Source organism: Rhizobium sp. BK181, from assembly GCF_014193305.1.
Taxonomy (GTDB): domain Bacteria; phylum Pseudomonadota; class Alphaproteobacteria; order Rhizobiales; family Rhizobiaceae; genus Rhizobium.
The window spans coordinates 1,034,018-1,058,050 of sequence record NZ_JACHZA010000001.1; the positions used below are offsets into that span (position 1 = coordinate 1,034,018).

The 24,033-nt window shown below is 60.3% G+C and carries 25 protein-coding genes and 1 tRNA gene; 10 read left to right on the forward strand and 16 right to left on the reverse strand.

What is annotated here, in order from left to right; all coding sequences use genetic code 11:
• Positions 1-12: 12 nt before the first annotated feature.
• On the reverse strand, positions 13-663 hold the full coding sequence (locus FHT77_RS05215; protein ID WP_183753119.1) for a TetR/AcrR family transcriptional regulator: 651 nt from the start codon (positions 661-663) through the stop codon (positions 13-15).
• Positions 664-761: 98 nt separating this feature from the next.
• On the opposite strand from FHT77_RS05215, the gene FHT77_RS05220 reads away from it, so the two are divergent.
• Together FHT77_RS05220 and FHT77_RS05225 are read left to right on the forward strand one after the other, a co-directional pair.
• Positions 762-1,586, forward strand: coding sequence for an NmrA family NAD(P)-binding protein (locus tag FHT77_RS05220; RefSeq protein ID WP_183753121.1), 825 nt, complete (start codon positions 762-764; stop codon positions 1,584-1,586).
• On the forward strand, positions 1,583-2,071 hold the full coding sequence (locus FHT77_RS05225; protein WP_405049503.1) for a DUF1772 domain-containing protein: 489 nt from the start codon (positions 1,583-1,585) through the stop codon (positions 2,069-2,071). Before FHT77_RS05220 ends, FHT77_RS05225 begins: the two co-directional genes overlap by 4 nt.
• A gap of 33 nt (positions 2,072-2,104) precedes the next feature.
• On the opposite strand, the gene FHT77_RS05230 is transcribed toward FHT77_RS05225, so the two are convergent.
• The 8 genes from FHT77_RS05230 to FHT77_RS05265 form a co-directional block, all read right to left on the reverse strand.
• Positions 2,105-2,641: a glyoxalase superfamily protein gene (locus tag FHT77_RS05230; protein WP_183753123.1), complete on the reverse strand. Its 537-nt coding sequence runs from the start codon at positions 2,639-2,641 to the stop codon at positions 2,105-2,107.
• 190 nt (positions 2,642-2,831) lie between these two features.
• Positions 2,832-4,010: a GGDEF domain-containing protein gene (locus FHT77_RS05235; RefSeq protein WP_183753125.1), complete on the reverse strand. Its 1,179-nt coding sequence runs from the start codon at positions 4,008-4,010 to the stop codon at positions 2,832-2,834.
• Between the two features lie 180 nt (positions 4,011-4,190).
• Positions 4,191-5,231, reverse strand: a complete 1,041-nt coding sequence (pyrC, locus tag FHT77_RS05240; RefSeq protein ID WP_183753127.1) for a dihydroorotase — start codon at positions 5,229-5,231, stop codon at positions 4,191-4,193.
• Between the two features lie 91 nt (positions 5,232-5,322).
• On the reverse strand, positions 5,323-5,673 hold the full coding sequence (locus FHT77_RS05245) for a DUF805 domain-containing protein (protein ID WP_183753129.1): 351 nt from the start codon (positions 5,671-5,673) through the stop codon (positions 5,323-5,325).
• A 112-nt stretch (positions 5,674-5,785) separates the two neighbouring features.
• Complete coding sequence (locus FHT77_RS05250) at positions 5,786-6,412, reverse strand: nucleoside triphosphate hydrolase (protein ID WP_183753131.1); 627 nt, start codon at positions 6,410-6,412, stop codon at positions 5,786-5,788.
• Positions 6,409-7,191: an ATP-binding cassette domain-containing protein gene (locus FHT77_RS05255; protein ID WP_183753132.1), complete on the reverse strand. Its 783-nt coding sequence runs from the start codon at positions 7,189-7,191 to the stop codon at positions 6,409-6,411. The genes FHT77_RS05250 and FHT77_RS05255 overlap by 4 nt, the downstream gene beginning before the upstream one ends.
• Position 7,192: 1 nt before the next feature.
• Positions 7,193-8,257, reverse strand: coding sequence for an ABC transporter permease (locus FHT77_RS05260; protein WP_183753134.1), 1,065 nt, complete (start codon positions 8,255-8,257; stop codon positions 7,193-7,195).
• A gap of 152 nt (positions 8,258-8,409) precedes the next feature.
• Positions 8,410-9,435, reverse strand: a complete 1,026-nt coding sequence (locus tag FHT77_RS05265) for a sugar ABC transporter substrate-binding protein (RefSeq protein ID WP_016552567.1) — start codon at positions 9,433-9,435, stop codon at positions 8,410-8,412.
• A 231-nt stretch (positions 9,436-9,666) separates the two neighbouring features.
• On the opposite strand from FHT77_RS05265, the gene FHT77_RS05270 reads away from it, so the two are divergent.
• Both FHT77_RS05270 and FHT77_RS05275 read left to right on the forward strand, forming a co-directional pair.
• Entirely contained in the window at positions 9,667-10,914 is a 1,248-nt protein-coding gene (locus FHT77_RS05270) for an ROK family transcriptional regulator (RefSeq protein WP_183753136.1), read from the forward strand.
• Positions 10,898-11,380 carry an RbsD/FucU family protein gene (locus tag FHT77_RS05275; RefSeq protein WP_183753138.1) on the forward strand — a complete coding sequence of 161 codons (483 nt, stop codon included), beginning with the start codon at positions 10,898-10,900 and terminating at the stop codon, positions 11,378-11,380. Before FHT77_RS05270 ends, FHT77_RS05275 begins: the two co-directional genes overlap by 17 nt.
• 3 nt (positions 11,381-11,383) lie before the next feature.
• On the opposite strand, the gene FHT77_RS05280 is transcribed toward FHT77_RS05275, so the two are convergent.
• From FHT77_RS05280 to FHT77_RS05295, 4 genes are all read right to left on the reverse strand, one after another.
• Positions 11,384-12,421, reverse strand: a complete 1,038-nt coding sequence (locus FHT77_RS05280; protein WP_183753140.1) for a 4-hydroxyproline epimerase — start codon at positions 12,419-12,421, stop codon at positions 11,384-11,386.
• A 799-nt stretch (positions 12,422-13,220) separates the two neighbouring features.
• A complete protein-coding gene (locus FHT77_RS05285) occupies positions 13,221-13,592 on the reverse strand; it encodes a surface protein (RefSeq protein ID WP_183753142.1) in 372 nt (123 codons plus the stop codon).
• Between the two features lie 167 nt (positions 13,593-13,759).
• Complete coding sequence (locus tag FHT77_RS05290; protein ID WP_016552562.1) at positions 13,760-14,083, reverse strand: hypothetical protein; 324 nt, start codon at positions 14,081-14,083, stop codon at positions 13,760-13,762.
• Positions 14,084-14,179: 96 nt separating this feature from the next.
• The gene (locus FHT77_RS05295) at positions 14,180-15,166 is read right to left on the reverse strand and encodes a GlxA family transcriptional regulator (protein WP_183753144.1); all 987 of its coding nucleotides are present in this window, start codon (positions 15,164-15,166) and stop codon (positions 14,180-14,182) included.
• Positions 15,167-15,282: 116 nt separating this feature from the next.
• On the opposite strand from FHT77_RS05295, the gene FHT77_RS05300 reads away from it, so the two are divergent.
• The 3 genes from FHT77_RS05300 (at position 15,283) to FHT77_RS05310 (ending at position 17,140) form a co-directional block, all read left to right on the forward strand.
• Entirely contained in the window at positions 15,283-15,855 is a 573-nt protein-coding gene (locus FHT77_RS05300) for a cysteine hydrolase family protein (RefSeq protein WP_183753146.1), read from the forward strand.
• Positions 15,856-16,015: 160 nt separating this feature from the next.
• Positions 16,016-16,486, forward strand: a complete 471-nt coding sequence (locus FHT77_RS05305; RefSeq protein WP_183753148.1) for an aminoacyl-tRNA deacylase — start codon at positions 16,016-16,018, stop codon at positions 16,484-16,486.
• A gap of 390 nt (positions 16,487-16,876) precedes the next feature.
• Entirely contained in the window at positions 16,877-17,140 is a 264-nt protein-coding gene (locus FHT77_RS05310) for a hypothetical protein (protein WP_183753150.1), read from the forward strand.
• Between the two features lie 137 nt (positions 17,141-17,277).
• On the opposite strand, the gene FHT77_RS05315 is transcribed toward FHT77_RS05310, so the two are convergent.
• From FHT77_RS05315 to FHT77_RS05325, 3 genes are all read right to left on the reverse strand, one after another.
• A tRNA-Arg gene (locus FHT77_RS05315) sits at positions 17,278-17,354 on the reverse strand.
• 121 nt (positions 17,355-17,475) lie between these two features.
• Positions 17,476-18,999, reverse strand: a complete 1,524-nt coding sequence (locus tag FHT77_RS05320) for an ATP-binding protein (protein ID WP_183753152.1) — start codon at positions 18,997-18,999, stop codon at positions 17,476-17,478.
• Positions 19,000-19,154: 155 nt separating this feature from the next.
• Complete coding sequence (locus FHT77_RS05325) at positions 19,155-21,155, reverse strand: methyl-accepting chemotaxis protein (RefSeq protein ID WP_183753154.1); 2,001 nt, start codon at positions 21,153-21,155, stop codon at positions 19,155-19,157.
• Positions 21,156-21,601: 446 nt separating this feature from the next.
• On the opposite strand from FHT77_RS05325, the gene rpmH reads away from it, so the two are divergent.
• The 3 genes from rpmH to yidC are packed head-to-tail and all read left to right on the forward strand — an operon-like array spanning position 21,602 to position 23,952.
• Positions 21,602-21,736, forward strand: coding sequence for a 50S ribosomal protein L34 (gene rpmH, locus FHT77_RS05330; RefSeq protein ID WP_016552555.1), 135 nt, complete (start codon positions 21,602-21,604; stop codon positions 21,734-21,736).
• Between the two features lie 21 nt (positions 21,737-21,757).
• Positions 21,758-22,159: a ribonuclease P protein component gene (gene rnpA, locus FHT77_RS05335; protein WP_016552554.1), complete on the forward strand. Its 402-nt coding sequence runs from the start codon at positions 21,758-21,760 to the stop codon at positions 22,157-22,159.
• Positions 22,159-23,952, forward strand: coding sequence for a membrane protein insertase YidC (gene yidC / locus FHT77_RS05340; RefSeq protein WP_183753156.1), 1,794 nt, complete (start codon positions 22,159-22,161; stop codon positions 23,950-23,952). The genes rnpA and yidC overlap by 1 nt, the downstream gene beginning before the upstream one ends.
• Positions 23,953-24,033: the final 81 nt, after the last annotated feature.

A 24,033-nucleotide genomic window follows, 5' to 3' on the forward strand; every position in this document is an offset into this window, starting at 1 on the left:
TTGCGCCAGCGGCTAAGACAGTCGCGCGATATCGGCCGGCAGCATTCGTTGATAAAGGGCAATCGCGGCCTGTCCCTCGGCATCATCCAGCGAAATCGCGTAGCGGACGGCGGCGGCGAGAAGCTGCATCGTCAGTCTGGCAACGGCGATCAGCTCGCTTCTGCTCCGCTCCGGCTCCAGCTTTGCAAGAACGGAAAACAAGGCCTGGGCATGAAACTCCATGTCCTCGGCATCGACCTGCTGCAGCAGCCGATCGGCCTGGGTGGCGATCCAAATATCTCGCATCACCGGCTCCTGCCGGAAAAAGGCGTAGTACTGGTCGGCGATGTTGCAGAGAGCCTGGCGGAGCGTCTTCGCGTCCGCCACTGTTGCGAGCTCCGCCTCGACGCAAGCCCTGCCCTGCTCGTTGAAGCGCTCAGCAAGCGTGCGGATGATCGAACTCTTGTCGGGGAAATACTGATAGAGCGCCCCGAAGGATAGCTCGGCCTTTTCAACGATCTCGCTCATTCTCAGCGCGTCGCTGCCATTCCTCTCGATCAGTTCCAGCGCCGCCGACAAGATCTTCTCAAAACGCTCCCGGCCTCGCTTCTGCTGCGGGATGCGGCGTGGCTGGCCGGTCTGTTCCGGCTGTCGTCTGCGCCTGGCGGCAACCTTGTCGCCCATTCCGCTCTCCATTTTTCACTTGACGATCAAAATAAGAGAGTTTATCTCATTTTGCAAATGGGAGACTTTCTCTTATTTTGATCGGAGGAGTGTTCAGCATGCAAGATTCCGAAATCATTCTTATCGGCGGCTCAGGCAAAACAGGTGGCCGCGTGGCCGACCGGCTGAAGAAGAGAGAACTTGGCTTCCGCTTTGCCTCCCGCTCCAGCGTGCGGCCATTCGATTGGGAAAAGCCGGCCGCCTGGGCCGCAGCGCTCGTCGGAGCAAAAAGCGCCTATGTGAGCTTTCAGCCTGACCTTTCCGTATCTTGGGCCGCCGATGCAATCGGCAGACTCGCCCACACGGCTATCGACTGTGGCCTTACGCATATGGTGCTGTTGTCCGGTCGCGGCGAGGAAGGTGCGCACCGGGCGGAGGATGCGCTCAAGGCATCCGGCATCGGCTACACCATACTGCGCGCCTCGTGGTTCTGCCAGAACTTCAGCGAGGGCGCCTTTGCCGAGCCGATCGGCGCGGGTCTATTGGCGCTTCCGGCGGGCGCGGTGAAAGAACCTTTCGTCGATGCGGACGACATTGCCGACGCGGCCGTTGCTGCGTTGACCGATACCCGACACCTCGGGAAGACCTACGAACTGACCGGTCCGCGGGCGCTGACCTTCCGCGAGGCCGTCGCCGAGATCGCTGCAGCGAGCGGCAGGGACCTCAGCTATGAGCAGATCTCAATGGGAGAGTTCAGGGAGGGTCTTGCGGCCGCCGGGCTGCCGAAAGACATCATCGACCTGCTCGAGGAGCTCTTCACGCAGGTGCTTGACGGCAGAAATTCGCAGGTTGCGAGTGGAGTCGCGGATATTCTAGGCCGCCCTGCCAGGGATTTCGGTGTTTATGCTCGAGATGCCGCGGCATGTCGCACATGGAGGGTATGACAGTGGCAGGTGTTCTCGGTATCGTTTTGGCGGCCGCTGCGATCGGCAGCGGCCTCGTCGCGGGTATCTTCTTTGCCTTCTCGACCTTCATCATGACCTCGTTTGCCCGCATTCCTCCCGAGCAGGGCATCGCCGCGATGAACTCCATCAACCTCACGATCGTGCGCTCGCCCTTCATGCTGCTGTTCGTGCCGACGGCGGCCCTCTGTCTCGTGATCGCCGCCTTCGCGTTCCTTCATTGGCGTGGTGGCCTCAGCGTTTGGATGCTCGCGGGCGCAGCGCTCTATCTGCTTGCATCGTTTCTCTCGACGATCGTCTTCAACGTGCCGATGAATGACGCCTTGGCAAAGGTGAGCGGCAGCGGCGCCGAGGCGACTGCTCTCTGGACCAGCTATCTCAAGGACTGGACATGGTGGAACCATGTCAGGACGGTCGCCTCGCTGCTCGCCTCGATCGCCTTCGTGCGCGCCCTAATACTAATATGAAAAGGCGGGGGCGATCTTCCCGCCCTGCCGGCGTTACGTCCGCTCGCAGAATGTTAGCCGGTTATTGAAGGGGTCAATGACCTCCATTTCCAGGCCCCACGGTGCTTCCTGCAAACCGGGCTTCATATAGCGATAGTCCTTGGCCGCAAGTTCCGCCTGAAAGGCGCGAACGCCGGTGACGGGAATGAAGGCGCGGGCGCCGGGGCTGGCATCGCCGGAATGCTCGCTGAGGTGCAAGATCATGCCGCTTCTCGATACCTGGCAGTAGAGCGGGAAATGATCGCCGAAGCGGTGCTCCCAATCGAGGGTGAATCCGAGGAAGCCGCAATAGAACTCCTTCGTCTTGTCGACGTCGAAGATGCGGAAGATCGGGATTGGTGGCTGGATAGCAATGGCCGACGGCGCCGCTTCCCGCTCGTCAAGCTTGGCCGACAGGATATTCCATTGATCGAAGCCGAATTGGCGAGCAACGATCTCCAGAGTTTCGCTGTGCGTGAGGTCTATATTGCGGGCGGCCATTGCCTGCCGCAACGCTTTCGCCATGAGTTTGGCGTCGCGAAAATCGCGCATGATTCATTCCTTCCGTTGGCGGCAAACAGGATGATCAGTGCCCGCGTCTGCTGACCCGTTCGCCATCGATCGCCAAACGGCAAGGGATGTGAAGGATTGTATCTGGATGCATTCACCATCGCGCTTTCGCGCCGCGGGGCGGCTGGCCGCATCCGGCCGACTGTGACCATAGGCGAGCCGACGTTTCCGATCAAGAGCCGGTGCGAACGGGTCCGGCCGGTACTGAATGGAGACGGCTTGCAAGCTCGATCCGGTTACGACCCGCACGCTTGGCTTCGTAGAGCGCCTTGTCGGCGGCGCTCAGCATGGCGTCGAAATCCATTGGCATTGATCGCCCCGGCGCGACGCCGACGCTGACCGTGCATTTAAGGGTTTCGTCCTCAAGATAGATCTCTCGGGCGGCGAATGCCTTGCGGATGCGCTCCGCCACCATTTCGGCGCGGCCCGGCGCCATCTCTTTCAAAACCAGCGCAAACTCCTCGCCACCCAAACGGGCAGCGGTATCGCCGGCCCGGCAATTCGCAGCGAGCTCGCCGGCAAAGACCTTCAGCACGCGGTCGCCGCCGGCATGTCCGAATGTGTCGTTGATCGATTTGAAGTGATCGAGATCGAACACCAGGACGGCGGTCGCCGGCCCCATGGTGCCCTGTCCATAGCGATCGAAAAGAGCCCGCCGGTTCAAAAGCCCCGTGAGCGGATCCGTCATGGCATCCAGGCGATGGCGAGCGGCGAGCCGCCACTGATGAAGCGCCAGCGACAGCGCGCCGATACCGGTCATGCTGGCGATGCAGATCGCAAGGCTTAGATCCTCGGCCCAATTGCTGGGCGCAACCCCGAGGACCATCTTTCCATCGGCAATCAGAACGGCGGCGCAAAGCACAAAGGAGATCGCCGTCAGGGCATAGAGGCCGGTAATTCCCGTCAAAGGCGCCGGCGCCTCCGCGCGCGCGCGCCAGTACTGATGGGCGGTGGCAAAAAGCAATACGGCGATCGCGAGGTTATCCGCGATGAAGGCCAGCCCGTCCAATCCAAACAGCAACAGCGGGATCGAGACGAGCATCGCGGCGAGAGCGCAGCAAATGATGGCAATGCGCGGCAGCTTGCCAGTTCGGAATTGATAGCCGGCACCCCAAACAGCGGCAAAGCCGGCATGGAACAACACGAAGGCAACGACGGCAAGGCCCATCTTGGGCTCGTCGACATAAAGACCATAGGCGACAATGCCGCTGACGATCAGAACAAGACCGAAGGTACAGGTTAAGAGAAAAGTCTCGGTCCGGCGCGCAAACCAACTCCCGAGCAGCGTGACAGCAAGACACGTGGCCGAGACTGCAAGCGCCATCAAAAGGGAATTGTAATCAAGCGTCATGCTTTATCGCGACGGCTGCCGCGCCCCTCATTCGTGCGAAGCCTACGAGTCTGCTATGAGGAATGTCTTACCTATTTCATTAAAAATTCATGCATTTAAATCAACAATAAGGCGCGGACAGCACATTGCCGCCGCCCTGAAAGAACAGCGGCAGTAAAAATTGCGTGATGCCAGCAAATCCTACCGCTCAACGTCCCAATGGAGCGGGAACATTGGATCGAAAACAGTAACGAGGCCCGCGCCGGTTTCAACTTTACCTGGAAAATTGACCGGCTCTTCACGCTTGACCAGCGTTATTCTTTCCTCGTTCACCGGCAGACCATACCAGACGGGTCCGTTCAGCGACGCAAAGGTCTCAAGCTTGTCGAGAGCGTTTTCCTGTTCGAAGACATGCGCAAGGCAGCTCATCGTATTGATCGAGGTGTAGATGCCGGCGCAGCCGCAGGCGCATTCCTTCAACGGATCGACATGCGGAGCCGAATCCGTGCCGAGGAAGAAGCGCGGATCGCCGCTCGTTGCGGCGGCACGCAACGCAAGGCGATGATTTTCGCGCTTAGCGACCGGCAGGCAATAGTAATGCGGGCGGATACCGCCGACGAGAATGGCGTTGCGGTTGATGATCAGGTGGTGCGTCGTGATCGACCCTGCAAGATTGGCCTTCGCAGACTTGATGTAGTCGATGCCGTCCTTGGTGGTCACGTGCTCCATCGTGACCTTGAGTTCGGGCAGACGCTTGCGCAGGGGGTCGAGCACCGTTTCAATGAACACCGCTTCGCGATCGAAGATGTCAACCTCAGGTGTTGTCACCTCGCCGTGAACGCAAAGCGGAAGGCCGATCTTCGCCATCCGCTCCAGCACCGGCATCGCCTTTTCGATATCGCGCACGCCGCCATGCGAGTTGGTCGTCGCACCAGCCGGGTAGAGCTTGACCGCGGTGATGAGCCCGCTTGTCTTGCCGACTTCGACGTCATCTGGGTTGGTATGTTCCGTCAGATAGAGCGTCATCAGCGGCTGGAACCTGTCGCCCTTTGGTAGTGCCGCCATGATGCGACCGCGATAGGCTTCAGCATCCGCGGTGGTGACCACCGGGGGCACCAGGTTCGGCATGATGATCGCGCGGGCAAAGTCGCGGCTGGTATCACCAATCACACCTTCCAACATGGCTCCATCACGCAGGTGAAGGTGCCAATCATCGGGGCGACGGATGGTGATCGATTGCATGCGCTGAAACTCCGCGGGCTGCTGATAACGTTCAGCCCTGCGCATTATCACCCCGAAGCGGGGCATGGCAAACATTTTGCCCACGGCTCTTTCAAGCAGATGGTGAACCGTATTCGTTGACGCCTGATGTGCCGGGGCTGAGATACCAGACGAGCAAAACGATCCAGCCTACCAACGGAATGATGCCGACGAGGATCCACCAGCCGGAGCGGCCGACATCATGAAGGCGGCGGATCGCCACGCCCAAGCCGGGAAGCAGGACGGCAAGCCCGTAGATTGCGCCAAGGATCTCGTGACGGAAAAGAAGATAGTCGACGACGGCCAGGATCAGCGATGCGATAACGTTGAAGAGCGCAAACCACCAAAATTCCGGTCGCCCGGCGCGCCCGCTGAAAACGGCATATTTAGAGAAGACTGACGAGACTGCTTCGGTGAAGCTCATGCGCTATCCCTCCATGTCCAGGCGTTCCGCTCACAAAGCGGAAGTTGCATGTAGGCGAGCGTGCAACGATTCCATCTATTGCCGCAAGGCTGCTTGCCCCAGCAGAGGCGGATCAGGCTACCTCAAGCGTTACGTCCGCCCTACGGCGGTTACCGAGGATCAGCCGGCCATTGGGGAGGTCGTTGCCATAGACCTTGGCGCTCGCTTCCTCTTCGCTGAGCTTGTAGCCCCGCCAACGCTCCCACAGCCGTTCCTCGAGCACCTCGATCGGTGGCGCAAGCATGACCGAGTAGTCGAAGATGCCTTCGAGCTCCGCCCATTTGCCTTGGCTGAACAGCAGGTAGTTGCCTTCGACGATGATAAACCGATGTTCCGGCGAGACGACGCGCGCCGAGGCGATGGCAAGTTCGCGGGAACGATCGAAAACCGGGATCAACACTTCCTGGTCGGCCGGACGCACGGCGCGGATGATATCGAGGAAGCCGCGGACATCGAAGGTCTCCGGGATACCCTTGCGGGAAAGCAGGCCACGTTCGATGAGGATGGCATTGTCGATATGAAAGCCGTCCATCGGCAGGACCTCGGCCGTCTCTCCTCTAGCTCTGAGGGCGTCGGCGAGATTGTCCGCCATGGTCGACTTGCCAGCGCCGGGCGGGCCGGCGATGGCAATCAGGAAGCGCTTTACATCGCCGGCGCGGCTGACGACGTCGCCGGCGATTTCATCGATCGTTACGCTCATGCGGCGACCGGCTCCGTCGGAGCGGCCTTGGCGCCGGTCATGAAGGCGACGGCGTCCGACATCGTATATTCCTTCGGATTGATGACCGTGAGGCGACGTCCAAGCCGATGGATATGGATGCGGTCGGCAACCTCGAAAACGTGCGGCATGTTGTGAGAGATCAGCACGATCGGCAAGCCGCGCGAACGGACGTCGAGGATTAGTTCCAGCACCTTGCGGCTTTCCTTGACGCCAAGAGCCGCCGTTGGCTCGTCCATGATGACGACCTTCGATCCGAAGGCGGCCGCCCGCGCCACCGCCACACCCTGGCGCTGGCCGCCCGAAAGGGTTTCGACGGCCTGGTTGATGTTCTGGATGGTCATCAGGCCAAGCTCGGTCAGCTTGTCGCGAGCCCGTTTTTCCATCGCCGGGCGGTCGAGCATGCGGAACCAGCTGCCGAGGATGCCAGGCCTGCGAATCTCGCGACCGAGGAACATATTGTCCGCGATCGACAGCGCCGGCGACAAGGCGAGGTTCTGGTAGACCGTCTCGATGCCGGCTTCGCGCGCCTCCATCGGCGACTTGAAGTTGACAGTCTTGCCCTCCAGAGTGATCTCGCCTTCATCGGGCGTGATGGCGCCGGAGATCGCCTTGATGAGCGACGATTTGCCGGCACCGTTGTCGCCGATGACGGCCAGGATCTCGCCTGGGTACAGATCGAAATCGGCATGATCGAGCGCGGTAACGCGTCCGTAGCGCTTGACCAGACCGCGTGCCGAGAGAAGAGGTTCGTTCGCCATATTACACCGACACCTTTCTGATCCACTGGTCGATTGCGACTGCGGCGATGATGAGCACGCCGGTGAGCAACACCTTCCACTGCGGATCGGCGCCGAGCATGTTGAGGCCCATCGAGACAACGCCGACGATCATCGCGCCGAACAGGGTGCCGAGGATCGAGCCGCGGCCACCGAAGAGCGAGATGCCGCCGATCACGGTTGCCGTGATGGCCTGCAGGTTATAATCCGTGACTGCTGACGAGGGAGAGATCGAGCCATTTCGGCCGATCGAGACCCAGGCTGCGAAGGCGGCAATCACACCCGAAACCGTATAGACCGTGAGCAGGACGCTCTTCGTCTGGATACCCGAAAGCTTTGCCGCTTCGGGATCATCGCCGACGGCGTAGACGTGGCGGCCCCAAGCGGTGTGGTTGAGGATATACCAGAGCGCAAGGACGAGCAGCACCATGGCAATGACGCCGAGCGTCAGGACTGCACTGCCGAGCCTGAAGCTGATTGCAAAGAAATGCAGCAACGGCGCCTGCGTGTCGACATCGGTGTCGCGGATCGTTTCGTTGGCGGAATAGATGAAGTTCGTGGCCATCACGATGTTCCACGTACCAAGCGTCACGATGAACGGCGGCAGCTTCATGAACGCGACGAGGAAGCCGTTCAGTAGACCGCAAAGGCCGCCGACCAGCAGGCCGGCCAGCACCGCGATGGGCGTTGGAATGCCATAGGTGATGGCGCAATTGCCCATGATAACGGCCGAAATAACCATGATCACGCCGATCGAGAGATCGATACCCGCTGTGAGAATAACCAGAGTCTGCGCGGCGCCGAGAATACCGACGATGGCGATCTGCTGGAGAATAAGCGTCAGCGTGTAGGACGAGAAGAAGCGTCCGCCAAGCGCGATCCCGAAGATAATGATCGACAGCACGAGCACGATCAGCGGCACGGCGGCCGGCGTCGAGTGCAGGAAGTGCTGCGCACGCTTCACAAATGGTACGGCTTGATGCTCGAACGACGCGACATTCTTGTCGCTTCCGTCAAGCACCCGTTCGAAGTCTTGTGCTCCGGTCATTGTTTCTCCTCCGCTTTCGCGCCAAACCGCGCGCGGAAGCCCTGCCCCATATCGCTCCGGTCTTTGTTCGCCGGCTCCCGAGACAACAGCTATGGTCGGTCGAAACCGGCCGAGGATCAAGCCCCGGCCGGCGGTAAGTTATATCGCGGGATTTAGCCCCAGCACTTGTCGGTGCCGACCTTCGTGTCGATCGACTCGAGGCCCGAAACCGGCTTGTCGGTCACCAGCGAAACGCCGGTGTCGAAGAAGGACTTGCCTTCGGTCGGCTTCGGCTTTTCACCGCTGTCGGCAAACTTCTTGATCGCCTCGATGCCGAGCGACGCCATCAGCAGCGGATACTGCTGCGAGGTAGCGCCGATCACGCCTTCCTTGACCGACTTCACACCCGGGCAACCGCCGTCAACCGAGACGATCAGAACGTTCTTTTCCATGCCGACAGCCTTGAGGGCCTGGTAGGCGCCAACAGCAGCCGGCTCGTTGATCGTGTGAATGACGTTGATGCTCGGATCCTTCTGCAGAAGGTTTTCCATGGCCTTGCGGCCGCCTTCTTCGTTGCCGTTCGTTACGTCGTGACCGACGATGCGCGCATCGTCTTCATCGCCAATCTTGTTCGGATCCTTGGTGTCGATGCCGAAGCCCATCATGAAGCCCTGGTCACGCAGGACGTCGACGGTCGGCTGCGATGGCGTCAGGTCGAGGAAGCCGACCTTGGCATCCTTTGCCTTGTCGCCGAGCGTTTCCTTCGCCCACTGACCGATCAGCTTGCCAGCGAGCAGGTTGTCGGTTGCGAAGGTTGCGTCGGCAGCGTCAGCCGGATCGAGCGGCGTGTCGAGTGCGATGACCAACAGGCCTGCGTCGCGAGCCTTCTTGACCGAGGGAACGATGCCCTTGGTGTCGGACGCGGTGATCAGGATACCCTTTGCGCCGTCGGCAATGCAGCTTTCGATCGCGGCAACCTGGCTTTCGCTGTCACCATCGATCTTGCCAGCGTAGGACTTCAGCGTGACGCCCAGTTCCTTGGCCTTGGCCGTCGCGCCTTCCTTCATCTTCACGAAGAAGGGATTGGTGTCGGTCTTGGTGATGAGGCAGGCCGAAACGTCAGCTGCCATGGCAGGCGCCGAGAAGGCGACCCCTAGAGCGAGCGCGCCGAGCGCGGCGGAAAGCACTGATTTCTTCATTGAGTCCTCCCAGAGATTTGCCGACCCGCCCCAGGCGGTGCCGGAATTGACAAGCACAAGAACCGCTGCGGTCTCGCCGGCGGCCTCCCCCAAGCCGTTCCGTGCCGTTGACGATGGCAATTAAGAGCGAAAGAAATCGCCTTGTCAATAAATAAATCCAATTGAATTATTAATTCCGTATGGCATGCTTGGCAAAAATGGAGCATAGACCAAGAGGCGGGAGGAGCGGCTATGTCGTCTTTGGACGGTCCGGTGCAGACACCGGCCCAACTGCCTATTTTGAGTCCGGCCGGGGGCGCGAACCAGATCAGGGTGCGCGCTTATAACGAGCGGCTTGTGCTGTCGCTGGTGCGCCTCTACGGCTCCCAGTCGAAGGCGGATATTGCACGTCGAACCGGTCTTTCAGCGCAGACGGTCTCCGTCATCATGCGGGCGCTGGAGAAGGAAGGGCTGCTCTCCCGCGGCGAGCCGGTGCGCGGTCGGGTTGGTCAACCATCGATCCCGATGCGCCTCAATCCGGATGCGGTCTACTCGTTCGGCGTAAAAATGGGCCGACGCAGCGCCGACTTGGTGCTGATGGATTTCCTTGGCCAGATCCGCCTGCAACTGCACAAGACCTACGCCTATCCGCTGCCCGATACTTTCCTGGACTTCATCACCTCCGGCATCCAAGAGCTCGAAGGCCGGCTCGACGAGAAGCAGCGCAGACGCATCGCAGGCATCGGCATTGCCGCCCCGTTCGAACTCTGGAACTGGGAGGAAGAGGTCGGTTCTCCCAAGGGAGCCATGGACGTGTGGCGCGACTTCGATCTCCATGCCGAGATTGCTGCGCGCGTTCCCTATCCGGTCTACCTGCAGAACGATGCGACAAGCGCCTGCGGCGCCGAGCTCGTGTTCGGTATCGGCCCCTCCTATCCCGACTTCGTCTATTTCTTCATCGGTTCCTTCATCGGCGGCGGCATCGTTCTCAATTCTGCGATCTTTTCCGGACGCACCGGCACGGCCGGAGCCATTGGCCCCCTTCCCGTCCGCGGCAAGAACGGTGAGACGCTGCAGCTGCTGGAGGTCGCCTCGATCTTCGTGCTGGAAAACATGCTGCGCGAACGCGGCATTGACCCGCAGCCGCTGTGGTATTCTGCCGACGACTGGATCGATTTCGGCGAGCCGCTCGAAACGTGGATCCAGGACACCGCCAAAGCGCTCGCGCAGGCAATCGTCGCCGCGGCGTCTATCATCGACTTCAGTGCGGCCGTCATCGACGGCGGCTTTCCCGGATGGGTGCGGGAGCGGATCGTGCAGGCGACGATCCGCGAGGCGGATCTCCTCGACCTTCAGGGTGTTGTCATGCCTGATATCATCGAGGGAGCGGTTGGCGCCCATGCGCGCGCCATCGGCGGCGCCAGCCTGCCGATCTTCGCGCGCTACCTCACGGACCAGAACGTTCTATTCAAGGAGGTCGAATATGCTGAAGGGACTTAACCCGCTTCTGAGCCCCGAACTGCTTTCGACGCTGCGTGCCATGGGGCATGGCGACGAGATCGCGATCGTCGACGGCAACTATCCGGGTGTCGAGCATGCGCGGCGGCTGATTCGCCTCGATGGCCATGGCATCGTGCGCGTTCTCGACGCCGTCTTGAGCGTCCTGCCGATTGACGATTTCGTGCCGGACGCGATCTTCCGCTCCACCGTCAAGGCCGATCGCGACAAACTCGATCCTGTGCATGAGGAAATGATCGACTGCTGCGCCCGTCACGAGCCGCACCGACAAGTGGTGCCGCTCGTTGGCGCCGACTTTTACAATCGCGTGCGGGCCGCCCATGCCGTGATCCAGACCAGCGAACCACGGCTTTACGCCAATGTCATCCTGCGCAAGGGTGTCATCTACCCGGAGCAGGTGGGCGACCACGCCGTTGAAAAGGCAGAGGTCGACCCCTTCACTTACTGAGCGTCAGATCTCGCCCGCCAAAGGCCCCCAGACGTCCGTCAATGCAAAGCCGCCTGGATGCGGATCGAAGGGGTCGAGCGCGACCTGCGAAAGACCGAAGGTGAACCCGCGACCCGCAATCGTCGGGACAATTGCGGGACGACCAGCAACTTCGGTTTCCGCCAGCAATCCGACTTCGAACTCCGAGCCGATGATCGAACGCGACTTGAAGACATCGCCGACCTTCGCCTGGCCGCGCGCATGCCGCGCCGCGAGGTTGGCGGAATTGCCCGTGCCGCAGGGCGAGCGATCGGCGCGACCCGGCCACATCGTGGTGCAGGTGCGAACGGTACCGTCGGCCTCAAGGTCGCGGAACATGACATAGGCAACGCCGGAGATTGCCGGAATTTCCGGATGGACGACCTCGATGCTGCGATTGATCAGCTCCTTCAACACCATGCCGGCCTGTACGAGAGCCGCGGCATTGCCCTTCTCGATTGTCAGATTGATCTGTTCGACATCGACCAGCGCGTAGAAGATGCCCCCATAGCAAATATCGACCTTGATCTTGCCCCAGTGCGGCGTGTCGACGTCAACGTCGAGTTCCTGCACGAAAGACGGGACCATGGTGAGCTTGACCTTCTCGCAACGCCCATCGCGGCAGGTCGCTGTCGCCTTGACGAGGCCGGCGGCCGTCTCCAGCGTGACGATGGTTTCCGGCTCCTTCATCTCGACGATGCCGGATTCCAGCAATGCCGTCGTGACGCAAATCGAGTTCGAACCCGAGCTGGCGTGCGCCTGATCGGGCTGCAGGATGATGAAAGCCGCATCGGCATCCGGATGCTTCGGCGGCAGCAGCAGATTGACGGAGCCGATCGGAGCGCCGCGTGGCTCGAGGCAGAGGAAACGACGGAGTTCCTGACCCTTTGGATCGGTGTTCAGCCAGTTCAGTTGTTCGGCGACCGTATTGCCAGGGATCTTCGGCACGCCGCCGATTGCGACCTTGCCGATCTCCCCTTCAGCGTGAACATCCAGAAGCTGGATCGTGCGCGTCCATCTCATCAGTCAACTCCTCTCAAGCATGTCGTATCATGTCGGCCGAAGCAGCTTCGGCATCCGCGTCATGTTATCAGCCTGATATATCAGATCGTCGGCGGTTGCCTATGGGGAATTTTCGTTGATGCGGACTTGCGGCAGCCCACCGCCCGCTACACGCCAAGCAATGTAGCGCGACGGCGCACGTCTCTGCGAGCGATATGCCACGATTTGTCGATGCAGGAGGCAAAATAGAAAAGAGCCCGGTGCGGGAGGAGGTGCACCGGGCTCTTGATCCTGACTGACAACTGGGAGGAGGAGTGTTGTCAGTCCGATGAAGGAGCGCTGGGAGGAGGAGTGCGCTGCCTTCGAGGTAATAGATAGCCCATTGTTTCGATCAGGAATAGGGAGATTACCGCAACGCAGCAATGCAAATAACGCATACCTCGTGACTGCGGCTGGCCTCTTTTTGTGGCATTTTTGATCAACTAGTCAATTTTTTGGGCGAATAGAGCGCTCAATCTGCCGGAATTGCGCGATGAAACGTCAGAATTCCCATTCGAGGACCGATGAGGGGCCCAGTGACTCGAACTCTCGCCAATTGCTATCACGCCGAATTATGCGAACTGGCCGGGGAACGTCTACGCTGCGGAACGCGAATTGATGTGGAGCTCGACTGCGGCAGTGGGCCAAACGGCGGAGCACCAATACGATCTGTTGCGAGTCGCCCTTCGCCGACGAACCTCGAAAAAGTATCACCAGCAGTTGAGGAAGCAGTGAATGTGAAGGCGGGAGCTATCCCGCCTCACATTCAGACGCTACGTCATCAGTAGCCGTTGTCGCAGGGCATGCTGCCATCACCGTTGGTGCCGCCAAACGTGTTCTGGCAGTAGGTCTGGCGCTGCATGGGTCGCACCGGCTGAGTGCCGATGGAACCTGTCGTACCGCCCTCAACACCGAAGGCAGCCAACGGATACCAGTAGCCATCTGGCCCGCGGCGGGTGCCGGCGCGCTCAGTGCGCGAGCCGCGATAGCCGTTGAAATAGCCCGCCCGCTGCTGATTGTACTGCACCATTTCGACGTTCGAGGCGGTCGCGAGAGGAACCTGCTGCACAGGCGCCGCCTGAACGGGAACAGTTGATGGCAGTAGGAGGAGCGCTCCGGCTGACAGGGAGAAAGCAAAGCTGGACATTTTCATGATAAATCCTCCTTCCTGGATTTATCAGAGAAAAATGCGTTCCTGCGTAGCAAAGTTCCGCGATCACACGTTCCCTCCTGCAGTCGTGATCAGCGGCGATTGCGCGTGAAGCGGGCTGACGCGGCAGGCGCCACAGCGGGCTAGACGGCAGGCTTCAGCCAGCGAGCTTATCGGCCGTAAATTCGATACCCTTGGCTCGACAGGCAGGTAACATACTGCCGTTGCGCCGCGGCGATCGCGGTCGCTTCCTGCTGGGCGGGATCGATCGGATAGCGGCCCATTCCGGCGCGCAGCTCGTACTGCTTCTTTGATTCGCGGTACATGAAATTGCTGTCACCGGTGCAGATGTGATGGGCGACTGCCGGCAGATTGAGCGGCGGGTCGGAAGGCCATGCAACGGGTACAAGTGTCGGCATATTGGCGTCGACGCAGCTGGCAAGCGTTGCCATGACCGCGCACAACGCAAACGCTTGCACCGTATTCCTCAGCATATTTCCTCCGGCCATGCGCCATGAATCGCTGCCTATGCAGCGCCCATTGCACCATCGCGTCGCAATGTTGCGCCAAGCTAGCCAGCCGGCCTCAATTCATACCCTGCCGTTCAATCCGAAGCGGCTGCGGTAGTCTCCCGGCGACAGGCCGGTAATCTTCTGGAACACCTTGCGGAAGGCGCCCGGATCCTCGTAGCCAGCTGCAACGGCGATCTGCTCGACGGTCCGTTTCGAAGACTCCAGCATTTCACGCGCCTTGCCGACCCGCAGATGCTGGCAGTATTCCGTCGGTCGAAACCCTGTCGCCTTGTGGAAACGGCGAAGGAAGGTGCGCTCTTCCAGGCGCGCGCACTCGGCCATCGCGGGCAGCGTGACTTGGCGCGCGCCGCTCGCGTGCAGCCAATGCTGAACCTTCAGGATCGGTTCGTCTCCATGGTTCAGGCGCGGCGAGAAGCTGCTGTAGCAGCGTTGCTCCCTGCCAGGCGGATCCACCAGGAGGTAGCGTGCCGCCTCCAGCATGACAGCCGATCCCAGCAATCTGTCGACGAGCTTCAGGCCGAGATCGGTCCAGGCCATCAGGCCTCCGGCGGTAATGATGTCGCCTTCATCGATAATGAGCTTGCCGGTATCGACCCGTACATCGGGAAAGCGCTCAGCCAGTACAGCCGCGTAGGTCCAGTGGGTCGTCGCCATCCGGTGCGCCAGAAGACCGGTCTCGGCAAGCAGGAACGCGCCGATACAGACCGAAGTGAGCGTCGTTCCCTCGGCATGCCGCTGGCGAAGCCATCGGGCCAGCGGGGCGGCCTCCTCGGATGTCATCGGTTCGCCGAAGCTCGGGGGCAGCAGCAGCACGTCGGGCGACCCCGTGGTGCCAGGTGCCGTATCGAATACGCGCTCGACCGCCTCCTCGGCTTCTGTCTGCTGCCAATGGCTCACGCGCAACGCCGGGCTCCCCGAAGTCCGTTGCCTCGTTGCAAACCGATTCGCCAGATTGAATAGATCAGTCAGCCCATAGACGGCCGCGAGTTGGACGTGCGGATAGAGCAGGATGCCGATCTCGGTCGGTGCGTCGGCGTGGCTCATTTGTCAGTTTTGACCTCGATAATGTCAATTTCGCCAATCCACACCATGCAGCTTCAGACATAGTTTGTCCATCAACGGACGGGACCGTCCCGGAAGGAATGAAAGGATATCAGGACATGACCAAACAAGCCCTCATCGTCGTCGACATTCAGAACGATTATTTCCCGAACGGCAAATGGCCGTTGAGCGGCGCCGATGCCGCTGCCGACAATGCTGCACGGATCATCGCGGCGACCCGCGATGCCGGCGACCTAGTCATCCACGTCAGGCATGAGTCGATCGGCGAGACTGCGGCTTTCTTCGTTGCTGGGTCGGAAGGTGCGCAGATTCATCAGAAGGTGCTGAATCGACCGGGCGAGACCGTCATCGTGAAGAACCATGTCAACGCGTTCCGTGAAACAGAGCTGAAGGCGACGCTTGATCGTCATGGCATCGAAGAGGTGACGGTCGTCGGCAGCATGAGCCACATGTGCATCGATGCCGTGACACGCGCCGCCAGCGATCTCGGCTACCGGGTAACGGTTGTCCATGATGCCTGCGCAACACGCGACCTCGAATTCAATGGCACGCTGGTTCCCGCCGCACAAGCGCATGCGGCGTTCATGGCGGCGTTCGCATTTGCCTACGCCTCCGTGCTCTCGACGGACGAGGCACTGGCCAAGCATGGCGAGGCGAGAGTCTCCGCCTAGGGAGGAGACGGCCGGCGCGCCAAAGTGGTGCGCCGAACTTGCGTGACCGCCATCGTCCTGTGGCGGTCATCAGGCATTGCACCCTTCGCCGTTGACTTCGTGGATGATGAGAGGAGAATGCCTTGTATGCCTTCCGACGCAATCTTAAGGGGAACCCAAGATGACCATCGCAAGGAAGCTTCAGGACTATATCGACGGTGAAGGCATCGCCTACGACACCGTGCCTCATCATCGTACAGCGACGACCAGCCAGTCAGCGCAGGCCGCCCATGTTCCGGGCAGCAGGCTCGCCAAATCTGTCGTCGTCCATCACGAAATGGGATATGTACTGGCCGTTGTTCCGAGCACCCACCGGCTCGAGCTCAGCACGCTGCAGGATGTGATGAACAAGCGCCTCGGCCTCGCCTCGGAAAATGAAGTCAGCACACTTTTCGCCGATTGCGATATAGGTGCGGTCCCGCCGATCGGATCGGCCTACGACGTGCCTGTCATTCTCGACGAAAGCCTCGGCAACGCCAGCGACGTCTATTTCGAGGGCGGCGACCATACGACCTTGGTACATGTCAGCGGTCCCAACTTTCGCAACCTGATGAAGAATGCGCAAATCGCCCGCTTCAGTCACCGACCGTAACGACTCGATTCCACGGGCGGCGGATCACGTGCTTGCCGCCTGAAACACACATCGGCTGACTTTGGTGAGTCTCGGGAAGACTTGCGGGTCTCACACCATACCCTGGTTGGAGTCGCGTCATTTTCATGACTGACGTGCATGTCGTTCTAAGGCAGCCTCGCAAATCACAAGCGGCCTTCCTTACATCCGAACAATCGAAGAAAAGCGTTGATCGCCGCGATCTCATAATCGCTCTATTGCGGCGGTAGGCGCGTCGACCACCCTCGCCGTCTTGGGACTGCCTGACGGCGACGTTTATGAACGGCCGCCTCAGCCAAGGTTCATGCTGAGAAAAATATCCTTTGAAACAAACGCCTAACCAGCGGCGTTACATGCTCAAAGGAGTAGAACATGAAAAAGCTTATTACCGTAGCAGCCATTGTCCTGACATCGCTTGTATCAACAGCCGCCCCTTCGTTTGCCGATAATGTCAGAGTGATTATTGGAACGCCGGGCTACCATGATGATTACCGGCCCAACTATCGCCACGGCCCGCCGCCACGCTACTGGCGCGATCGCCACTATTCTTCCTACCAGCGTTGCTGGAGGGAACCCTACCAGGTGCGCAGCCATCACCATGAGATTACCAAGTACAAGACGGTTTGCCGTCACTAACGATGGCTGACGCCACCGTAGACCAAATCCCTGCAGCCCTGCCGAGTCGGCGGGGCTTTTTTTGCCCAAGCCGCAGAGGGATGGTTGTGCGCGCAGTACGGCGCCAACCAGACATAAATATGATGTGAGGAAGAGAATGGCGCACCCGAAGAGATTCGAACTCCTGACCCCCAGATTCGTAGTCTGGTGCTCTATCCAGCTGAGCTACGGGTGCGTGCCGAAGCGGCCGAACCGCTTGCGTGGGCGGTTCTCTAAAGGGTCCTTTCGGGGATTGCAATAGGCTTTCTGAAAAAATCGCGACTTTGATGGCGCAGAGCGGAAATGCGCAAAATGCATCACTTTTCCTGCAGCGCGCGGCCGCGGTAGTCGTCCAGCGATAACGGGCGATCCGGAATCTCGATGCGAAACTGCGTTCCAACCGAAGGCTTTTCCACAAGAGCGATGGTGCCACCGTGCGCCAGCACGAGTTCGCGGGCGATCACCAGCCCCAAGCCCGTGCCGCCGGAGCGGGCCGAGCCGCGGAAGGCAGCAAAGAGATTTTGTCTGGCCTTTTGCGGCATACCGGGCCCGGTATCATCGACGATGATGCTGACCACGCTACCGACACGCTGCGCCGAAACGGTGATGCGCTTGGCGCCGTCGGCTCCACGCGCTACCGCCGGTGCGCTGAGGGCCTGCACGGCGTTGCGGCAGAGATTGTGGATGACACGAAACAATTGCTCGCTGTCTGCATCGACCTCGAGCTCGGGCGCGACCTGGCCGACGAACTCGATACCGCTCTGAGCATCGATCGCCAACATGTCCTTCACGTCCTGGGTCAGGTCATGGAGCCGGATGCGGCGCCGACGGGGTGCCGCTTCGCTTGCCTGGCCATAGGACAGCACCTCAGTCGTATAACCGACGGCGCGGTCGATTGTGCGTAGCAACTTTGGCGCAAAGGCCTTCACCATCGGATCATCGACGTCCACGAGACGGTCCGACATCAGCTGTGCCGAGGCCAGGATGTTGCGCATGTCGTGGTTGATCTTGGAAACTGCTAGGCCGAGCGCTGCAAGGTTTCTCTGCTGCTTCAGCGTCTTTTGCAGTTCCAACTGCATGGAGGTCAGGTGCCGTCCGGCAACGGCAAGCTCGTCGCGGCCGCCGTCGCCGACAAAGACATTCTGCGGATTTTCCGGATCGGAGGAGAATTGCTGCATGCTGCCGGTCAACTCGCGAATCGGCCGAATCAGGATGCGGTTGATCGCGAAGAACACCAGCGTCGCGGTAAACAGTGAAATCAGGATCGACAGCAGAAAGACGTTGCGGGAATAAACAAGCATCGCATTGCGGAGGTGCTTGTCCTTCATAAGCACTTCGACACCGGTATTGGTGTCCTGTACCGGACCATAGACGCGGATCAGGCGGTTGCCGCCAAAAATCATCGTATCGAGCGCGTCGCGAATCGCGGTCACTGGTGGCACGTCGGTCAAATCATACTGTTCATCGACCGAGGTCGGCATGTCCGTCGTCGCAAGTAGGCGCGAGGTGCCCTCTTTCCGCAGCACGATCGCCTTGGTGCCGGTCGCTTCCAACGTTTCCTTCTGCAGCGCGCGCGGCAGTTCCACCGGCTGTAGACCGTCGATCACGATCGCGGCCGCAGCCGCGGCATTCAGCCTTTCGTCCAGCCACCGCAGGCGCATGGTGGCAACCGACGGAAAGAAGATCAGCACCTCGGCGAGCATGATGCAGACAACCGTCAGCCACAGCAACTTGCCGGAAAGCCCGCCGAACATGCCGGACGGGCGCTGGTCCGCCCGGTCGGGCTCGGTCCCGGCAGCACCGTCTGGGAGAAGATTGTCGCCTTGATCGTGGGCTTGCATTGTCTTTCGTCCGCTTGGCGCCGGGCGCCCTTTGCGCGTTCTATATTAGACGATGACGGTCCGCTTTCAAATCTTTGCGAGCAAAGCCATTTGCGACAAATGGAAACGCCGCCCTGAGGCGGCGTTTCGTCTTTGTCCAAGGGAGCGCAGGGCGATTAAAATTCTTCCCAATTCTGCTCGGCGACGGCGGCGTTGCCGCTGAACGCCCGCGCGACGGTCCCCATGGCGCGGCGGGCCGGAGAGGCCACCGGACGATGTTCCTGATGGCGCGCGACGGCGACGGGGGCCGCTGCCGGCACGTTGGAGACCTTGAAGCGGGAGATCAGGCGGACAAGCCCATCGGCTTCGCCGGAGAGCTTGTGCGTTGCTGCCGAGGTTTCCTCGACCATGGCGGCGTTCTGCTGCGTCACCTGATCCATCTGATTGACGGCGGTATTGACCTCCTTGAGGCCAGTTGATTGCTCCTTCGCAGCCGTCGCGATCGAGTGGATATGGTCGTTGATCGCGTTGACGCGGCGTTCGATCTGGGACAGCGCCTCGCCAGTCGCCTGCACCAGCTTTACGCCAACCTGCACTTCATCGCCGGACTTGGTGATCAGGCCCTTGATGTCCTTAGCGGCGGTTGCCGAACGCTGTGCCAGCTCGCGAACTTCCTGAGCGACGACGGCGAAACCCTTGCCCGCCTCGCCCGCACGCGCCGCTTCGACGCCTGCGTTCAGCGCCAGCAGGTTCGTCTGGAAGGCGATCTCGTCGATGACGTTGATGATCTGGCTGATTTCGCGCGAAGCCTGCTCAATGCGACCCATGGCGTCGACGGCATTGCGGACGACCACGCCCGACTTGCCGGCGTCGTCCTTGGCCTCGGAGACCATGACACTGGCTTCCTGAGCACGCTCTGTCGAATTGTTGACGACCGCGGTGATCTCGTCGAGAGCCGCCGAGGTCTCTTCGAGGGCAGCGGCCTGCTGCTCGGTGCGCTTGGAAAGGTCGTCGCTTGCGGCGCGCAGCTCGTTTGTGTTGCCGTGGAAGCCTTCGGCCGTCTCGCGTACTTCGCGCATCGTTGTCTGCAGCGTCGCGAATGTGCTGTTGACGTTCTGCTGCAGTTCGGCGAAGGCGCCCTGGAAGTTGCCGCGCATCGTCTGCGTCAGGTCGCCCTCCGCCAGGCTTGCAATCACCCGGCGCGTTTCGCCGACACCGGCATCGATGCTGGAAAGCAGATGGTTGATGTTGCTGGCGAACTGGTTGAGGTTGTCGTCGCCGTAGTCCTTTTCGATGCGGCGGCTGAAGTCGCCGGCGGCTGCGGATGCAACGACGACGGACATGCTGGACTGCAGATCGTCGCTCTTGGCGCGCATGGCGGTTTCCTGCGCATTCATGCGACGTACGGCGAGGCCATTCTCCTTGAAGACAGCGACCGCGGCGGCCATTTCGCCGATTTCATCCTGACGTCCCGCGAAAGGCACTTCGGCCTCAAAGTTACCGTCGGCAACCTGCTTGATCGCGTCCGTGACCTTCTTGATCGGGCGGCTGAGCTGAATGGTGCCGATGTAGAAGCCCATACCGACGCCAGCCACAATGCCAACACCGGTAATCGCAATCACGAGCCACAAGACGGAGGTGCGCGAGCTTTCGACCTGCACATTGACAGCATCGAGCGTCGCCTTGTCGGTCGCGACGATCGCATCGATCTCCGCCTGGAAAGCCTTGCGATTGGCTCGGTTGGCGTCGTTGTTGCCCTGCTCGTTCGCTGCCTGCGGGCTCACTTCGGTGCCGAGGCGGGCTGTTTCAGCGCGGAACGCCCGGAATTCCTTGGCGCGCTCGGTCATTTTGACGAAGGTGTCTTTCTGGCTTTCAGGAACCAGCGAAGCCCAGGAGGCAATTACCTTGTCGATCTGATCGAGATCCGTCAGAAGCCCCTTGGCGAAGGCAGCGGCTTCCTTTGTCGAGGGAGCGCCGTAGATTCCGCGGGCCTCCATGACCGTCGCTGTCACGAAGCGGTTAAGGCGCTCGCCATAGTAAGCGCGATCAGACGCGTCTTCATATGCCGACAAATTCTCGTCATATTGATGCACGGCCCAAAGTGCCGTTGCCCCGATCAGCAATGCAACGCCGCACATGGCGGAAACGAGCAGATTGATCTTACCTCGGATTTTCAAAGGAAGCCCCCCAGAAACTGATGACAAGCCGGGAAAGCTTTCCGGCCGATAGCTAAATTTGGCCGAAATAAATTAACGTTAGATTTCGGATGCTTGGCCGCCTAACTACAAAAAATTACCTGTACTTAGTCGTCAACGTTTGGTTTTTTGCGCCGAAAAACGCTAGATCGCCCCGAGAATGCGCGCAGCAGTTGCGAGCGAAGAAAAATATTACGCACGGCCGACTTTAACGCGCCGTCACAAACATTAATGTGCGTCGCTAAATCTTGTAGCGCTGGGCTGAAATCCAGAAATTCCGGGCGATAATTGACTTTGACGGCCTTCATCCGTATAAGCCGCCGCACGTCCGGTCATATAAGGCTCTCGTTAGCCTCGCCCGTTCGAAAAACAACGCTCCTTGCAATATGCAAATTCAAGAAGGGCCGCACTCCGCGGTGTTTAAATAAATGAAGCGTACCTACCAACCATCCAAGCTTGTTCGCAAGCGCCGCCACGGTTTCCGTGCACGCATGGCCACCAAGGGCGGCCGTAAGGTTATCGTTGCTCGCCGCGCACGCGGCCGCAAGCGTCTTTCGGCCTAAGGCCGAATTGCCCGATAAGAGATGGCGGGCGAATTGACGACCAATAAGAAGAAAATGACTGCCGGGCGGCTGAAAAGCCGCCCGCAGTTTCTTGCTGTCCGCAATGGCGAAAAGCGCAGGGGCAGCTTCTTCCTGCTCGAAGTCCTCGACCGGAAGGAACCAGAGGCCGAAGCCCGCGTCGGCTTCACCGTCACCAAGAAACATGGCAACTCGGTCGAAAGAAACCGCATGAGGCGGCGCCTGAAAGAGGCGGTGCGACTTCATGCAGGGTTTGCAATGCAGCCCGGACACGACTATGTGGTTGTCGCGCGAAGAGACGTGCTGCAAGCACCCTTCGAAAAATTAGCCGCAGAGCTCAAAACTCGCGTCGAGACCAAGCCGAAACACAAGCGGTCCGGAGACGGCCGCCCCAGGAACGTATGATGCAAAACAACCGCAACTACTTCATTGCGATCGCCCTCTCCGTGCTGATCGTTCTCGGGTGGCAATTCCTCTACATGAATCCGCGCATCGAAGCGCAGCGCAAGGCTGAACTCGCTCAAAAAGCGCAGCAGAAGACCGAACAGGTGCAGACCCCTGCTGCGGGTGGCGCGGGTACGGCCCAGACGAGTGGCGCCGCGCCTTCCGGTCAGGCTGCCGCGACAACCTCGCTTGCTGACGCACTTGCCAAGAACCCGCGCGTCACGATCGATACCGCCGCTCTTGCCGGCTCCATCAACCTCGTCGGCGCCCGTCTCGATGACCTGAAGCTCAAGGGCTATCACGAGACCGTGGACGACTCGAGCCCGATCATTACCCTCTTCAGCCCGTCGGAGACGAAGGACGGCTACTTCGCCGAACTCGGCTACATCGGCGACGCCACCACCGGCAGCGTTCCGGGTCCCTCGACCGTCTGGACCGCACCGGAAGGCGCCAAGCTGACCGAAACGACACCGGTTACGCTGACCTACACCAATGACAAGGGCATCACCTTCGCCCGCACGATCTCGGTCGATGAGCACTACATGTTCACGGTCACCGACAAGGTTACCAATGCGGGCCAGGCTCCGGCGGCATTGTCCTCCTATGGCCGCGTCACCCGTTACAACAAGCCTGCCGTTGCCTCGACCTACGTGCTGCACGAAGGCTTCATCGGCGTGATCGGGGACAGCCTGCTCGAGAGCAAGTACGCCGCTGTCGAGAAGGAAGCCGTCACGCCGGCAACGGCAACCGGTGGCTGGCTCGGCATCACCGACAAGTACTGGGCGGCAACGATCATTCCGCCGCAGCAGACCCCGTACGATGCACGCTTCACGCACTTCACGGATGGTCAGCCGCGTTTCCAGGCGGACTACAAGCAGAACGCCGTTACCGTCGCTCCTGGCCAGTCGCTTGAACTGAAGAACCTCGTGTTCGCCGGCGCCAAGGAAGTTCCTGTCATCGACGGCTACGAGAAGACCTATTCGATCCCGAAGTTTGACCGGTTGATCGACTGGGGCTGGTTCTACTTCCTGACGAAGCCGATGTTCAGGCTGATGGACTTCTTCTTCCGTTACTTCGGAAACTTCGGCGTCGCCATTCTGATGACCACCATCGTCGTCAAGGCGCTGTTCTTCCCGCTCGCCAGCAAGCAGTACGCTTCGATGGCGAACATGAAGCGCGTGCAGCCGAAGATGGAAGAGCTGAAGGCCAAGTTCGGCGACGACCGCATGGGCCTGCAACAGGCGACGATGGCGCTCTACAAGGAAGAGAAGATCAACCCGATCGCCGGTTGCTGGCCGATCGCGCTGCAGATCCCGATCTTCTTCTCGCTCTACAAGGTGATCTACATCACCATCGAGATGCGCCACGCGCCGTTCTTCGGCTGGATCCAGGACCTTTCGGCGCCCGATCCGACGTCGTTCATCAACCTCTTCGGCCTACTGCCGTTTGCGGCTCCCGCCTTCCTGCATCTCGGCGTCTGGCCGCTGATCATGGGTGTGACGATGTTCCTGCAGATGCGCATGAACCCGACGCCGCCGGATCCGACGCAGGCAATGATCTTCAACTGGATGCCGCTGGTTTTCACCTTCATGCTGGCGAGCTTCCCGGCAGGTCTGGTCATCTACTGGGCCTGGAACAACACGCTGTCGGTGATCCAGCAGTCGGTGATCATGAAGCGCCACGGCGTGAAGATCGAACTCTTCAGCAACCTGAAGGGGCTCTTCAAACGAAAGCCGGCCCCGACGGAGAAATGACCAAAGCCCCGCTTCGGCGGGGCTTTTCATTTCAGCCGGCATTGCTGCGGTAACCTGGCAGCTGCCGGTCGGTTGACAAAA